At 36.7% G+C, this 16110-nt stretch carries 12 protein-coding genes and 2 riboswitches; of the genes, 10 read left to right on the forward strand and 2 right to left on the reverse strand.

Translation table 11 applies throughout. The annotated features are described in order from the left end of the window. The first annotated feature begins 190 nt into the window (after window positions 1-190). From U9M49_RS00160 to U9M49_RS00195, 8 genes are all read left to right on the forward strand, one after another. Window positions 191-1141 (forward strand): MBL fold metallo-hydrolase, encoded by a 951-nt coding sequence (locus U9M49_RS00160; protein ID WP_322909116.1) that lies wholly within the window; start codon window positions 191-193, stop codon window positions 1139-1141. 33 nt (window positions 1142-1174) lie between these two features. Then, window positions 1175-1801 carry an NUDIX hydrolase gene (locus tag U9M49_RS00165; RefSeq protein ID WP_095369977.1) on the forward strand — a complete coding sequence of 209 codons (627 nt, stop codon included), beginning with the start codon at window positions 1175-1177 and terminating at the stop codon, window positions 1799-1801. A gap of 66 nt (window positions 1802-1867) precedes the next feature. Further along, window positions 1868-1968: riboswitch (SAM riboswitch) on the forward strand. 181 nt (window positions 1969-2149) lie between these two features. Then, a riboswitch (SAM riboswitch) is annotated at window positions 2150-2260 on the forward strand. A gap of 76 nt (window positions 2261-2336) precedes the next feature. Beyond that, window positions 2337-4136: a PLP-dependent aspartate aminotransferase family protein gene (locus tag U9M49_RS00170; RefSeq protein ID WP_095369976.1), complete on the forward strand. Its 1800-nt coding sequence runs from the start codon at window positions 2337-2339 to the stop codon at window positions 4134-4136. 24 nt (window positions 4137-4160) lie between these two features. Beyond that, on the forward strand, window positions 4161-5153 hold the full coding sequence (locus U9M49_RS00175) for an aliphatic sulfonate ABC transporter substrate-binding protein (protein WP_322909117.1): 993 nt from the start codon (window positions 4161-4163) through the stop codon (window positions 5151-5153). A gap of 21 nt (window positions 5154-5174) precedes the next feature. Then, window positions 5175-6002, forward strand: coding sequence for an ABC transporter permease (locus tag U9M49_RS00180; protein ID WP_233435275.1), 828 nt, complete (start codon window positions 5175-5177; stop codon window positions 6000-6002). A gap of 12 nt (window positions 6003-6014) precedes the next feature. After that, the gene (locus U9M49_RS00185) at window positions 6015-6743 is read left to right on the forward strand and encodes an ABC transporter ATP-binding protein (protein ID WP_095369973.1); all 729 of its coding nucleotides are present in this window, start codon (window positions 6015-6017) and stop codon (window positions 6741-6743) included. A gap of 21 nt (window positions 6744-6764) precedes the next feature. Continuing rightward, window positions 6765-8489, forward strand: coding sequence for an acetate--CoA ligase (gene acsA / locus U9M49_RS00190; protein ID WP_322909118.1), 1725 nt, complete (start codon window positions 6765-6767; stop codon window positions 8487-8489). 26 nt (window positions 8490-8515) lie between these two features. Continuing rightward, window positions 8516-9712, forward strand: a complete 1197-nt coding sequence (locus tag U9M49_RS00195) for a homoserine dehydrogenase (protein WP_307318285.1) — start codon at window positions 8516-8518, stop codon at window positions 9710-9712. A 517-nt stretch (window positions 9713-10229) separates the two neighbouring features. Here the strand turns inward: U9M49_RS00195 and U9M49_RS00200 are convergent. Both U9M49_RS00200 and U9M49_RS00205 read right to left on the reverse strand, forming a co-directional pair. Further along, the gene (locus U9M49_RS00200; RefSeq protein WP_095369970.1) at window positions 10230-10454 is read right to left on the reverse strand and encodes a hypothetical protein; all 225 of its coding nucleotides are present in this window, start codon (window positions 10452-10454) and stop codon (window positions 10230-10232) included. A gap of 157 nt (window positions 10455-10611) precedes the next feature. After that, on the reverse strand, window positions 10612-11457 hold the full coding sequence (locus tag U9M49_RS00205) for a TetR/AcrR family transcriptional regulator (RefSeq protein WP_095369969.1): 846 nt from the start codon (window positions 11455-11457) through the stop codon (window positions 10612-10614). Between the two features lie 308 nt (window positions 11458-11765). On the opposite strand from U9M49_RS00205, the gene U9M49_RS00210 reads away from it, so the two are divergent. Both U9M49_RS00210 and proC read left to right on the forward strand, forming a co-directional pair. Next, window positions 11766-14855 carry an efflux RND transporter permease subunit gene (locus U9M49_RS00210; RefSeq protein WP_307318288.1) on the forward strand — a complete coding sequence of 1030 codons (3090 nt, stop codon included), beginning with the start codon at window positions 11766-11768 and terminating at the stop codon, window positions 14853-14855. A gap of 196 nt (window positions 14856-15051) precedes the next feature. Then, window positions 15052-15852, forward strand: coding sequence for a pyrroline-5-carboxylate reductase (gene proC, locus U9M49_RS00215; protein ID WP_307318289.1), 801 nt, complete (start codon window positions 15052-15054; stop codon window positions 15850-15852). Window positions 15853-16110 lie beyond the last annotated feature (258 nt).

The following is a 16110-nucleotide window of genomic DNA, read 5'->3' on the forward strand; positions in this document are numbered from 1 at the left end:
TTTGAAAAATGATGAGAACAAAGCAATCGAGCTTTTTAGTTATATCACAGCGATTGATGCTGTGTTTTTTTTTGCTCAACTGACTTAGCACTATGTAGATTTGAGCACTTTTATCTGTAATTCTTTTAAGTAGCTCTCTTCATCTACTTATGTCATAATTTTCATAAAGAGTAATATGGAGGGGTTTCCTTTGCACAAAATTCAAGATTTAGGTAATGATATTAAACTGATTGATTTAATGGATTTACAAACACCTGAGCGTACGGGGGCGTATATATTAGGTGCTGAAGAATTAACAGTGATTGAAACAAGTGCTAGTCCTTCGATTCCCCATCTTATAGAAGGAATGCAGGAATTGAACATTAACCTTGAAGACATCAAGCATATTATTGTCACTCATGTACATTTAGACCATGCTGGGGGAACTGGTTTGTTCTTAGAACAATGTCCAGAAGCAAAAGTATATGTTCATCCAAGAGGTAAACGGCATTTAGCTGACCCTAGTAAATTAATTGCTGGTGCTAGAATGGTATATGGCGATGATTTTGATCAACTATTTAATCCGATTGTGCCAATTGATGAGAAGAGATTAGTCGCGATGGAAGAGGGACAATCATTGGATATCGGTGGGCGTTTGTTAACTTTCTATGATACCCCTGGCCATGCAAAGCACCACTTTTCAATCCATGATTCGAAAAGTAATGGCTTCTTTACTGGCGATACAATTGGCGTATTTTATCCTAACATAGCAAGAAAAGGTTATCCATTAGTTCTGCCATCGACTTCTCCTAATCAATTTAATCCAGAGGCGATGTTATCTTCTGTTGAAAAAATCGAATCACTTCAACCACAACATATCTTTTTTGGGCATTATGGTGAGGGCCCTGAACCAAAGGATGTTTTTACTCAAATTCGTTATTGGTTACCTATATTTACTTCAGTTGCAGATGACGTTTTTCTCCAAGGAAATGACATAATAAAAATGCAAGAAGCCATACAATCGGAATTGTTGGAACAAGTAAAACATTATTTATTAACAGCGCACGATGTTGAACTTAGTGCAGAGGATAAGAAGCTAATAGGCTTAGATTTAAATGTCTGCACAATGGGGATGATTGATAGATTGCAGAAAGTGAAATAAAGATTTAAGTCGTGTGGTTTGGAGGTAATTAACATGGATTTGGAAGAAATAAGATCAGAGATACAGCATCGTCAATCAGATATATTGGGTAGCTCCAGATTGGTTAAATTCGCTGTTCTTCTTCCCCTAATAGAAAAAGATGGAGAAATACATATTTTGTTTGAAGTACGGTCTTTATCTATGAGAAGACAGCCAGGGGAAATTTGCTTTCCTGGGGGGAAAATGGATCAAGACGATGTGGATTTAATAGAGACGGCAAAAAGGGAGACCAGTGAAGAGTTAGGTATCCCAATTGGAGAAGTCTCTGTTTTTTCAGAACTTGATTATGTAGTGACACCTTATGATACAGTGATTTATCCGTTTGTAGGCACAATAGAGAGCATCAGTGATCTTAAGCTAAATCCAGAGGAAGTGGATCAAATTTTCACAGTACCACTTGCTTATTTTTTGAAAGAGGGACCATCTATTCATTATATTGAGATGAAGCCAGAGCCTAATAGTAGCTTTCCCTATCATCTCATTCCTAATGGGGAAAAATATAAATGGCAAACGCGGAGGATGCAAGAAATTTTTTATACTTATAAAGGTCATGTGATATGGGGGTTAACAGCTAAGATACTGTATCATTTTTTGACGCTTATCCAGGATGAAAATAAATAAATTTTCAAAATGTTATTGACGATTCCCTATAAAAGGGTATATGATGTTAAACAAATAAATATGAACTTCTTATCCAGAGAGGCGGAGGGACTGACCCAGAGAAGCCTCGGCAACCAGCAATCTTTTGTATGGTGCTAATTTCAGAGGATATTATCCAAAGATAAGGAGAAGGTGAGCTCGTTAATTCAAAGCCCTTCTGCCTCTTCTAGGTAGAAGGGCTTTTTATGTGATAGAGCTAATATTTTATTGGAATATAAAATATATTCAGATTTCATATTGACGACAAATCATTTTTTGGATATAATTCTATTTGTAATTAAAGTATTAACGCTTTAAAAAATAAAATATTTCTTATCGAGAGTGACGGAGGGATCAGGCCCTATGAAGTCCGGCAACCTTCAAGCAATTGCTTGAAAAGGTGCTAAATCCTGCAGGCAGTAAATGTCTGGAAGATAAGATGAGGCAACCCCCTCTTCTTATGAAGAGGGGGTTATTTATTTTAATCATCCGACTAAAAAGTAGAGGAGAGTATATAATGACGAATCAATTTAACACTTATGATGATGAGACGATTTTATTACATGGAGGTCAATCACCAGACCCGACAACGGGATCTCGTGCAGTTCCTATTTATCAAACAAGTTCATATGTTTTTCATAATACAGACCATGCGCAAAGCCTATTTTCATTAGATGAGACGGGAAATATCTATTCACGAATCGGTAATCCAACGGTAGATGTATTAGAAAAACGTATTGCTTTATTAGAAGATGGGGTAGCGGCAGTAGCGACTTCATCTGGAATGGCAGCTATAGCTCTTTCAATTATGAATATTGCCCAAGCGGGTGATGAGATTGTTGCAGCGTCGAACCTTTATGGTGGAACATATAATCTTTTTGCCATAACACTTCCGAAATATGGGATTAAAGTTCATTTTGTTGATGGATCTGACCCTGAGAATTACCGTAAAGCGATTACGCCAAAAACTAAGGCTTTATATGGAGAGATTATTGGGAACCCAAGTCTTCATGTCCTAGATGTAGAGGCAGTTGCAAATATTGCTCATGATAATGATATTCCCCTTATTATTGATAATACTTTCGCTTCACCTTATCTTTGCAAACCAATCCAATGGGGAGCAGATATTGTCATTCATTCGGCAACAAAATGGATTGGTGGTCATGGAACAACAATTGGCGGACTTGTAGTTGATGGCGGACGATTTAATTGGAATCATGATAAGTTTCCTGGTTTTACTCAGCCAGATCCAAGTTATAACGGTATTGTTTATGCGAATGAGTTTGGTACACTCGCTTTTAGTACAAAACTTCGTGTTCAGTTGCTGCGCGATTTTGGGTCATCTTTAAGCCCACATAGTGCATTTCTTTTACTCCAAGGATTGGAAACACTCCATTTACGTATAGAGAAACATACGGAAAATGCAGCGAAGATAGCCCATTTCTTAAACGCTCATCCAGCTGTCGATTGGGTCGCATATCCAGGTTTAGCAGAGCATCCAGCGCATGAACTCGCGAAGAAATATTTAAACACTGGCTTCGGTTCCATTGTGAACTTCGGTATTAAAGGTGGCCGAGATGCGGGTAAAAAAGTGATAGATACAATTGCATTGTGGTCTCATGTAGCCAATGTAGGTGATGCGAAGTCACTCATTATTCATCCGGCTTCAACCACACATCAACAGTTAAGTGCAGAAGATTTAATTAAAAGCGGTGTAAGTGAGGAACTCATACGTTTATCAGTTGGGATTGAATCGGTTAGAGATTTAACCAATGACTTAGATCAAGCCTTCTATGAAGCGACTGGTATTTCTTCGAAGGGAGAACAAAAAGGAGAAACAGCAGTAAATGATGAAGGTGTTATTCGATGGGCATTACAATCATCCTCATTAAAAGAAGATGTGGATGGCAAAGAACTGCAAAGAGCAAAAAGGATAGCTGTTGTTGGATTAAGTGGAAATCCTGCTAGACCAAGTTACCGTTTAGCAAGAAAAATGCAAAGATTAGGTTATCAAATCGTGCCAGTTAATCCAAGAGAAACAGAAGTATTAGGTGAACAGGCATATCCAAATTTAAAATCCATTCCTTTTACCATTGATATTGTGCAAGTATTTAGAAGCCCTGAAGCTGCGATAGAAGTGGCGAAAGAGGCAGTAGAAATCCAACCGAAAGTTTTCTGGCTACAAGAAGGTGTCATTTCACCAAAAGCAGTTGAAATAGCAAAAGAAGCCGGACTTGAAGTGGTACAAAATCGCTGCACATATAAAGAGGCACAGAGATTAAGAGGTTCTATTGTAACCTTTGCTTGTGAAATTTAAAACCGAGATTGAGGAGAGTCATCGATGAAAAAATGGTTCGTATTTTTAATTGTCGTTTTATCAATTGGATTCATTAGTGCTTGCGGGGATAGTGAGGCAAGCACTGATGATAGTAATGGCGAAGGAAAACCAGAAAAAATTGTTTTAGACTATGCCTATTATTCTCCAACAAGTGTAGTTTTAAAGAAATTCGGCTGGGCAGAAGAAGCGTTTGCCGAAGATGATATTGATGTTGAGTTTGTCCTCAGTCAAGGAAGTAATAAGGCACTTGAGTTTCTTAATAGTAGCAGTGTTGATTTTGGCTCAACTGCAGGTGCAGCGGCATTAATTGCAAAAGCAAATGGTGCTCCAATTGAATCAGTCTATATATACTCAAAACCAGAATGGACGGCATTAGTTGCACCGAAAGAATCAGCTATCAAATCAGTTGAAGACTTGAAGGGAAAGAAAGTAGCAGCAACGATTGGAACAGATCCATATATCTTTTTACTGCGCTCATTAAATGAAGCCGGATTAACATCAGCGGATGTTGAAATCGTTAACTTGCAACATGCTGACGGTGGAACGGCATTAACAACAGGGCAAGTAGACGCTTGGGCTGGTTTAGATCCCCATATGGCTAAATTAGAACTTGAAGCAGACACAGAATTTATTTATCGAAATATCGATTTTAACACTTATGGCACATTAAATGTGAGAAGCGAATTTGCTGAGAAGTATCCTGAACAAGTGAAAAAAGTAATTGAGCTTTATGAAAAAGCTCGTACATGGGTATTAGAAAATCCTGAAGAAGCGGCAGAGATACTGGCAGAAGAAGCACAAATCACCCTAGAGGTAGCGAAAAAAGAATTAGAGAGAAATGACTTTAATGAACCAATACCTGGTGAAGTGCAAATAGAAGCATTAAATGCTGCTGGTGAGGTTTTAAAAGAAGAAGGCATTATTAAGAGTGATGACGTAGGTAAAGTGGTTGATGAATTAATAAACCCAGATTTCTCAACAGAGGTCATTCAATAGGGTTGGTAAAGGAGAATGAATATGAAGGAAGTCATAGCGATCCCCAAAGTAAATGAGGGTAAGGAGAAGCATAGAAAAATTAACCCTAGTATTCAAAGGGTATTACTTGGAAGTATCGTGCCAATCTTACTTATTCTTGCATGGGAGTACTTGAGTCGGATCGGTGTGTTCCCTCCTCATTTACTCCCGGCTCCATCAATCATTTTGCAATCACTTATGACAATGACGACAGATGGAAGTTTATGGACACATACGAGCATTACATTATATCGCCTTGTGCTTGGTTTCTTATTTGGCACTGCTGCAGCTTTAATTATCGGCGCCGCTGTTGGCTACTTTTCAACAGTTGAAAGTTTATTAGATCCGCTGATCCAAGCTTTTCGTTCCATACCTTCATTGGCATGGGTGCCATTATTTATTCTTTGGATGGGAATTGGGGAACCTTCCAAGGTGGTTTTAATCGCTGTCGGTGTTTTCTTCCCAGTTTATCTAAATATTGTTTCAGGCATTCAAGGAATTGACCGTAAACTAATTGAAGTGGGGAAAATCTATCATTTTAGCTCATGGCAATTAATTTGTAAGATTATCTTACCAGCAGCTTTGCCATCTTTTTTAGTAGGGCTGAGAAGCGGATTGGGACTTGGTTGGATGTTTGTTGTTGCAGCTGAATTAATGGGAGCTTCTACAGGTATTGGCTACTTGCTTGTTTATGGCCAAAACACTTATGCACCGGAATTAATTATTTCTAGTATCGTCTTATTTGCCATATTAGGAAAAATAACAGATGCCATTTTAAAAGGGTTAGAGACAAAAACATTGCATTGGCAAGATACGATCGTCAAGAAGTAGGAGGTGGCAAGATTGTTATCTATTGAGCGAGTGTCTAGAACTTTTTCAAATGGAACAACGGGATTCGAAAATATTGACTTAAAGGTAGAAAAAGGTGAAGTCATTGGAATCTTAGGAACAAGTGGTTGCGGTAAAAGTACGCTCTTACGTGTATTATCCGGCTTGGATAAACAATATGATGGCCAGGTTGTAATAGATGGCGAAACTGTCCATGATGTTCATAAGAAAATCGGGATGATTTTCCAAGAACCTAGATTGATGCCTTGGTTAAAAGTTTATGACAATATCGGTTTCGGTCTACAAAAAAAAGTTCAAAGTAAAATAGCGCAATATATTAAAGCCGTTGGGCTAGAAGGATTTGAAAACCATTACCCGAAAGATTTATCTGGAGGGATGGCGCAAAGGGTGGCCATTGCCAGAGCCCTCGTTACCTCACCAGAAATATTACTTTTAGATGAACCGTTTAGTGCATTAGATGCTTTTACAAAAATGCAATTACAAGATTTATTACTGAATCTCTGGCAAACCTATCAATCAACTATCCTCTTAGTAACGCACGATATTGATGAAGCATTATATTTAGCCGATCGCATTATTATTCTTAGGGGACAGCCGGGAGAATTATATCAAGAAATAAAAATTGAAAAATCAAAACCAAGATCAAGAGGAGATAAAGATCTTGCTGCACTAAAAGATGAGATTTTGCAATTATTAGATTTATCTCATTCGAAAGCAATCTAAAGATAAAGGAGCTAATGAATTATGACAGTGATAGAGCGGCAACAGCTTGCCCCCATTGAAGGAGATTACAACTTAACAAACTATGAAGAGGCATGTCAAAATATTTCATGGGATGAGGTTAAACAACAGTTTAGCTGGAGCCAATCAGGTCTAGTCAATATGGCTCATGAATGTATTGATAAACATGTGGTTGACGGTTATGGAAACAAAATAGGGTTGCATTATGTGAATGGTTCATATGAAGAGACATACACATTCGCAGAGATTAAAGAAAAAACGGATCATATCGCCACCGTTTTAAGAAACCAAGGGGTGAAAAAAGGTGATTTCGTTTTTATTTTTCTACCTAAACATCCCGATTGTTATTTTACAATGATTGCCACCATTAAACTCGGCGCAATTGCGGGTCCTCTTTTTGAAGCATTTATGGAGGAAGCAGTAAAAGATAGAATCTCTGATTGTGATGGGAGATTTCTGATTACGGATACTGACTTACTTAACAGGGTACCAAAGAACGAACTGCCTTGTTTAGAGAAGATATTTCTTACTGATGCTGATGACGTACAATTATTAGGTGAAAAAGAAATTTCACTCATCAAAGAATTAGAGAAAACAGTAAAAGAAGAAGATATCACGACGTGGGTTGATCTCGAGCATGGTTTAAACATCCACTATACGAGCGGTTCAACAGGAAAGCCAAAAGGAATTATTCATGCTCATAGAGCGATGGTTCATCAATATCAAACAGGGAAATGGGTACTCGATTTAAAAGATGATGATGTGTATTGGTGTACCGCACATCCAGGTTGGGTTACGGGAACTGTGTATGGCATTTTCACACCTTGGTTAAATAGAGCGACAATTGTTGTTAATGGTGGCCGCTTTGATGCAAAGGGTTGGTATCATACATTAGAAACAACTGGAGTATCTGTATGGTATAGTGCACCGACCGCATACAGAATGTTAATGGCAGAAGGAAATGACCTACCAAATGATTATGATTTATCCAACTTAAGACATTTATTAAGTGTTGGTGAGCCGTTAAATCCTGAGGTCATTTATTGGGGACAAGAAACGTTAGGGAAAAGAATTCATGATACATGGTGGATGACTGAAACAGGGGCACAATTAATTGTCAATTTACCTTCAGAAGTAATTAAACCCGGATCAATGGGTCGACCTTTTCCTGGTATAAGCATCGCTATCCTCGATGATGATGGTGTCGAACAATCAAGAGGGTCGATTGGTCACTTAGCAATTAAAGCACCATGGCCAGGAATCATGAAAGAAGTATGGAAGAATGAGGAGAAATACCAGTCATATTTTCCTTTTGAAGGTTGGTATGTATCAGGAGATCTAGCTGTTCAAGATGAAGATGGATATATATTCTTCCAAGGTAGGAGTGATGATATGATCAATTCTTCCGGGGAGAGAATCGGACCTTTTGAGGTTGAAAGTAAGCTCATTGAACATCCTGCTGTAGCAGAAGCTGGAGTCATTGGAAAACCAGATGCATTAAGAGGAGAAATCGTCAAAGCCTTTATTGTCCTAAGAAAAGGATTTACAGGCAGTGATGTACTACTTGAAGAGATTAGAAGGTTTGTAAAAACAAGATTAGCTGCTCATTCTGCCCCACGAGAAATGGAAATTGTCACAGAACTACCTAAAACAAAAATCAGTGGAAAAATATTGCGCAGAGAATTAAAGGCAAGAGAGCTTGCCAAACTTAGTCAAAAATTACAGTAATATGATGTAATGGGAGGTAAAGGGTTTTGACGATAAATATCGCTTTACTTGGCTATGGTACTGTTGGTAAAGGCGTTTACCGTACAATTCAACAGCATCAAGGGCGTTTACAAAAGTTATTAAGTGAAGAAGTAAAGGTTGTTGCTATTCTAGTGAGGGACATTAAGAAGCATACTGCCCCCGATCAGTCAGTTATGTTGACAAACCAATATGAAAAAATCCAACAATTGGAGAATATTGATGTAGTAATTGATGCAATTGTTGGTATTGAACCGGCTGCAACTTATTTACAAAGTGCGATTGAAAAAGGTCGCCACGTAATTACGGCAAATAAAGAGATGTTTGCAGAAAAAAGTAATATCTTAAGAGAATTAGCAAAAAAATATCATGTCTCAGTCGGCTACGAGGCTACTGTAGCAGGCGGTATTCCTATTATTCAAACTTTAAAAAAACTACTAAATGCTAATAAAGTAACGAAGGTTGAAGGCATATTGAATGGTACATCTAATTTTATATTAACTAAAATGAGAGAAGAGCAATTATCATTTGATAATGCTCTGGCGCTAGCGCAAAAATTAGGTTATGCGGAAGCGGATCCGACGAATGATGTTGAAGGCTTTGATGCGTATTATAAAGCTGCTATCTTAAGTGAGTTGATTTATGGAGAGAAACCAAAAAGCGAGCAGATTGAAAGAAACGGGATTGCGAGTATTGCTAAATCAGATATTACTTTCTTTAATGAATTAGGTCTTAGATACAAGCACGTGGCAACTATTGAATACGCTCATTCTCAAGTAAAATGTGCTGTTCGGCCAGTGTTAGTTGAAAGTAACCATCCTTTATATCAGGTGGAAGGTGTGCAAAATGCTATCCATATCGAGGCGGATATTGTCGGGAGTATTAGTTTGCAGGGGCCAGGTGCAGGTATGTATCCAACAGCAAGTGCAATTATAGAAGATTTGATTCATTTATCAGAAAAGGATCAGGAGTATACTTTTAATGAAGAGTCCACCCTTGATCAACAGCGTAGTGCGAAAACGAGTTGGATTGCATATGGACGCTCTGCCTTACAGCAATTACCTGAAGGAGCAGAAATTATGAAGATGATTGCTAATGATACATGGGTAGTAGAAATAGAGGGGGATTTACTTATAGAAGATGCATCCTTAATTCAAATATTAGGTGATGCTACAAGATTAAAAGAAATGAAAAAAATCCATTAAAGTAGTGGATGATAAATCCTTATAATTCTATTGATAAAACTAGACAATTTCAAGTATCAGTATCATGGTCAAATTTACTTACCTTGTTCAACTTGAGGAATCGTTCGTTGAACAAGGTAAGTATTTTTATGGCTCTGTTAACATTAGTCAATAACAATAACTAAGCAGTGAAAGAAATCATATTTGCGAAGGATATGAATATTTGTAGGGTTCTTTTTGAAGTCCTGCTTACCTAAAATGAAGAAAAGCAGTATCTCAGTATTCATCAAAGTAAATAAAATAATAGAATGAATATTCTTATGTGGAAAGGCCATACCGTTAAAAAATGAAAATAACTAGTGTTAATAAGCAAAGGGTGAAGGAAAAATTTTTCTGTAAACCTTTAAATCATCAACAACGAACTGTTTTATTTCATAAATGTATCGTTGATTATCTAAATAAAAAAGGATAACTAGCCCTTATTTATAGACTAACTATCCTAGGAAATATAATCTTTAATAAGATTTCTCACCAGTTTTTAGACGGATTGCGATGGTGTTTTTACTGATTGGTTTGGAAGTAACGTTTGATTGATTTCTGAATATAAATCCTTTATATTGACAGTGACAATTTTGGCTCCGATCTGTACGTGAACCATATTATCAAAGACTGCTGTAACGAGACCATTTAAAGACACGCTTGTTCCGATACTTACATCTTTCTTTTCATTCTTTCTGATATTCGTAACTTTGTTATTTGCCATATTCTCCACCATCCATTCTTATAAATTATAAGTACAGAAGTCTTCTACTTCATTTACACTATATCTCTTTATATTACCTGTTTATAGTAAAATAAACGTTAAAAGTGAAAATGTCCAGTAAAAAGGTTGGTCTTTTTATCGACAAATTTCTCTCATTCTATATTTGTAATAAATCATTCAATTGCTTCTTTAAATCAGGATATTGATTAAAGTTTGTAATCATTCCTTTAATGACTGGAAGTCTGGGATATTCCCTTTGGGTTTCTTCTTCTATCATATCGAGGGAGACCTCTAATGTTTCCTTATCGTCGCATGCTTGTATTTGTTTTCTAATATCTGCGATGGTAGTCGATGGACTAGTATTTGGTAAACATATATTAAAATTATGCAGGAAACGGTTCATCTTAGCTTCAGTGATCAAAGGTTCTTCTTTTTTTAGACCTTCTGCTAAAGAGTCCATTCTATTTAATAAATAATCAGTCACATGCTCAGGCTTAAATATTTCTTTGTCAATGATTAATATTTTTACGTATGAATGAAAAAGACCATCAAGGAGTTGAGATAAATCCCATAAATAAGGAGTCATTTCTTCTCCATATATAGAAGATAAACTTTTGCGGTAAAATTCATTCATTTCAATTTGCTTTGTGAATAATAATTCTTTAATTGATTCATTAATAGGTATGGTTTGTTCTCTTGTTTGAGTAATAATAAAATCCTTATGTTGGATTAACATATCAATGGTTGTATTGATTTGTGCCTTGAATTTTTCTCTGGCTGTGAGGTTCTTATTGTCCCACTGCATGATTTCTTCAGTTAATTGATCAAAATAATATATTAATAAGGACTCTAACAATTTTTCTTTTGATTTAAAATATAAATAAAACGCACCTTTGGAAATGCCGCTATCAGTGGCGATATCTTGTACAGATGTGGCAGTATATCCTTTTTTAGCGAACAATTTAATCGCAGCTTCAATAATTATTTTTTCTTTTTCTTTCATCTGTAACAACTCCTTAACCGAAGAAGAATCTCCGTGTTAACAAAAACTTCACAATAATATAATTGACACTTGACTGACCGGTCAGTTATATTTATTGGTGATGTGACCCACTAGTCATATTCTATAGGATACCCGAGATTGGCGTCAAGAAAACAAACAAAATAGATTCTATAGAACCAGTAACGATTTTTTTTGGGTATGATAGTGAGTATTCCTATATGTAAGACTTCATTTACGCTGATTTCTACTATATACATAATGGTTATCGGGTAAAGGAAAATCGAATTAATAAAAAAAGAGGTGTCAATGTGAAGGGCATAGTCAATTTCGTTTTAAAGAATAAGCTCGCTGTGTGGTTATTAACCATAATTATTACAGTTTCAGGTGTTTACTCAACTACACAGATGAAAACTGAAACAATCCCGGATATCTCTATTCCATTTTTAATGGTAAATGGTGTTTATCCTGGTGCCACACCTGAGCAAGTGATGGAAGAGGTTTCAGTGCCAATTGAACAGGCAGTTGAAGGGCTAGATGATGTCAATGCTGTTTATTCTAATTCAAGTGCGAATGTAGGAAGTATTCAAGTAGAATATAAATATGGCGTTGATATGGATGATAAAAAGGTTGAACTAGAAAGAGCGATTGCTAATCTAAATCTTCCTGAAGATGTGGAAGAGCCGACTGTGACATCTATCAGCATGAATATGATGCCAGTAGTTGCACTTTCAATTAGTAGTACAGAAGAAGATATAGTTGGACTGACTGAATTAGTTGAAGATGTGATCTTGCCTGATATTGAAAAGATTGAAGGAGTAGCATCTGCAACAATGACTGGTCAACATATTGAACAAGTTGAATTTACTTGGGATGAAGAAGAGCTAGCCAAGTTTGAATTGAATCAAGATGATGTAAAAGAACTGATTCAAGCAAGTGATATGGCATTATCTTTAGGGCTATTTGATTTTGAAGAAGCTGAAGAAGCTGTTTCGGTAGATGGGAAAGTAACAACTGTTGATGAGTTGAAAGAAATGATGATCCCAGTAACGCCAACTGCCGACCACCCACAACCGTTTGTTGAGCTAAGTGAACTTGCTCAAATTGAACAAGTAGGTAAAGTAGAGTCTGTTTCTCGTACAAATGGAGAAAATGCGATTGCGATCCAAATTGTAAAAGGACAACAGGATAACACAGTAGATGTAGTTAATCGTGTAAAAGACTATGTTGAAGAAGAAACAGAAAAGTATGATGGCCTTGCCATTGATATTTCTTTAGACCAGGGTGAACCGATTGAAAAGTCTGTTAGCACAATGGTCGAAAAAGCACTTTTTGGTGGTTTAATTGCTGTATTAATTATTCTACTCTTTTTAAGAGACTTTAAGTCAACGATTATATCCATTGTTTCCATTCCGGTGTCGATTTTTATGGCATTTTTAGTCCTTAATTGGTTGGATATTACGTTAAATATTATGACTCTTGGAGCGGTTACAGTAGCAATTGGTCGTGTAATCGATGACTCGATTGTTGTTGTTGAAAATATTTATCGTCGCTTACATTTGAAAGAGGAAAAATTAAATGGTCGTGCTTTAGTAAGGGAAGCGACTATTGAAATGTTTAAGCCGATTCTTTCATCTACATTAGTAACTGTGGCCGTTTTTGCGCCGTTAATTTTCGTAGGTGGAATGGTTGGTGAGCTATTTGTTCCGTTTGCTTTAACGATGACATTTGCATTGGGTGCTTCATTAATTGTTGCGATTACAATTGTCCCAGCCCTATCTCATTTCTTATTCAAGAAAAAACTTTACGGTAAGAAAGAGGAGAGCAATCATAAAGAAGTAGGTAAACTTGCTTTATGGTATAAAGGCATTCTAAGTAAAGCGTTAAACCATAAAATTATTACGTCAGCTATCGCTATTCTTTTATTAGCTGGATCATTAGCATTGACTCCATTAATCGGTTTTAGCTTCCTTGGAAGTGAAGAAGAGAAGGTAATGTATTTAACATATACACCTGAAACCGGCGAAAAGATGGATATAACAGAAGAGAATATTTCTGAAGTAGAAGAAGAGTTATTAAAACGCGATGATATTGATATACTACAATTGTCCATTAATGACCCAGACAATGTAGATCCTGCTGCTATGATGATGGGTGGGGGCGCTAGTGGGGCTCTTATGTATCTAATTTTTGATCCAGATATGAAGAACTTCCCAGAGGTAAGAGAAGAAATTGAAGAATATGTATTTAATATAGAACAATCTGGTGAGTGGAAATCTCAGGACTTTTCTTCAATGGGTGCGAATACTAGTGAAGTAAGCTATACATTGTATAGTGAGAATTTAGATAAACTAAATGATGCCGTGACACAAGTGGAAGATGTCATGCATGATACTGATAACTTAGATGATATTTCATCTACGGCAGAAGACGCTTATGTAGAACATATCTTAAAAGTTGAGCAAGCAGATGTCATGCAGTATGGCTTAACGACAGGTCAAATCGTTATGGCGTTAAACGATAAAGGTAATAGTGAAGTGCTGACAACTGTTCAAAGTGATGGTAATGAAATAGATGTCATTATTCAAACTGAAGCTGCTGAGCCTGCGAAATCAATTGATGAGTTATTAGATACAGAGGTTCCGACTGCGACAGGCCAAGAAATGCCATTATCTGAGCTTGTTAATGTAGAAGAAGGAACAACATTAAATACATTGTCTCGTAGTAAAGGTGAGTACTATGCAACAGTTTCTGCAACAGTAACTTCAGATAATTTATCCAAAGTTACGAGTGAGCTGGATAAAGGTATCGATGATTTAGACTTGGCACAAGGGGTAACTCTTGATGTTGCTGGTGTAACTGCAGATATGAATGAAACGTTTACGCAATTAGGTTTAGCAATGCTTGCCGCTATTGCGATTGTATATTTCATCTTAGTTGTTACATTTGGTGAGGGTGTTGCACCGTTTGCCATTCTGTTCTCACTACCGTTTGCAGTAATTGGCTCATTTGTCGGATTATACATTGCAGGGGAAACAATCTCTGTTACGGTTATGATGGGTCTACTCATGTTAATCGGTATCGTTGTTACGAACGCTATTGTATTGGTTGACCGGATTATTCATATGGAAAGAAACGGTATGACGATGAGAGACGCTATTCTAGAAGCGGGTGCCACTCGTCTTCGTCCGATACTAATGACAGCTATTGCTACAATGGGTGCGCTGGTTCCATTATTATTTGGTTCAGGCGGTGGAGGCTTAATCTCTAAAGGATTAGGTATCACAGTTATCGGGGGTCTTGCAAGTTCGACCTTATTAACTCTAGTTGTTGTTCCTATTGTGTATGAAGTATTATCAAAAATGTTTAAAAAGAATCGAAAAGATGTTCAAGATAATTAATTAAAAAATAACCCAAAGCATTGATGCTTTGGGTTATTTTTTTTGATGAAGTTCATCTAATGAATAAGGTAAGCTTGTAGCAAATATAGTATCATTTGTTCTACGTTTGTCTTAAAGAAGTAGATTAAACACTTTTTTGAATACAGCTGTGTTCATGTTAAAATGAACCAGAGCATGGAAAAGGTGAGTGATAATAATGGAAAAAAAGATAGGGTTTATCGGTTGTGGAAAAATGGCACAAGCGATTATTGGAGGTATATTAAAAAACGGTTTAGTCAGTCATCATGAAATTATTTCAAGTGCAAGAACGAAAGAAACACTACATAAGGTAGAAGCAAAGTATGCGATTCATACAACCCACTCCAATAAAGAAGTGGCAAGAAACGCCGAAGTGATCTTTTTAGCGGTTCCTCCTAAGGATCATAAGGAAGTAATTGATGAAATAAAAGAAGTAGTAAATGAACATAGCATTATCGTAACAATTGCTGCTGGCATTACTCTAAATGATATCGAAGAGTACTTTGAGCGAAATGTAATGGCAGTACGTACAATGCCAAATACACCTTCACTGGTTGGTGAGGGAATGAGTGTGCTAAGTAGCAACCAGTATATTAATGAAGAGAAATTAAATAAAGTAATACGCATCTTTTCTGCTATCGGGAAAGTGGAAGTAGTTGACGAGTCATTAATGGACGGCATTCCAGCAATTAGCGGTTCTTCTCCTGCATATGTGTTTTTATTTATAGAAGCACTGGCCGATGGAGCAGTAAAGGACGGTATACCAAGAGACACTGCTTATAAGCTAGGTGCTCAGGCAGTATTAGGTGCAGCAAAGATGGTGCTTGAATCTGGTAAACATCCTGGAGTGTTAAAAGATGAGGTTTGTACCCCTGGAGGTGCGACTATTGATGCGGTCAGCAAGTTAGAAGAAACAGGATTTCGTTCATCTGTTCTCACTGCTATGAAAGCTTGCAGCGAGAAGGTAAGAAGCTTATAAGTAATAAGAGTTTTGATTTTAGCTGTAGCATCGTTAGCTTATTTTAAGCGATGCTGCAGCTTTTTGCCTTTCAAAGGGGAATAAAAAAATATGTAAACAGTTGAAAATGTTAAATAAGAGAAGGCCAATAGATAGATTGGTATATATTCATGAAAAAAGCATATACCATAAAGGATAATTAAATCTGAATTCATACTTGACGTATAGGAATAATCGTATTATCATATGAAATTGTGCAAAAGTAAGATATTAGGAGGG

Origin of the sequence: Cytobacillus sp. OWB-43 (assembly GCF_034651445.1) — a bacterium.
GTDB lineage: Bacteria > Bacillota > Bacilli > Bacillales > Cytobacillaceae > Cytobacillus > Cytobacillus kochii.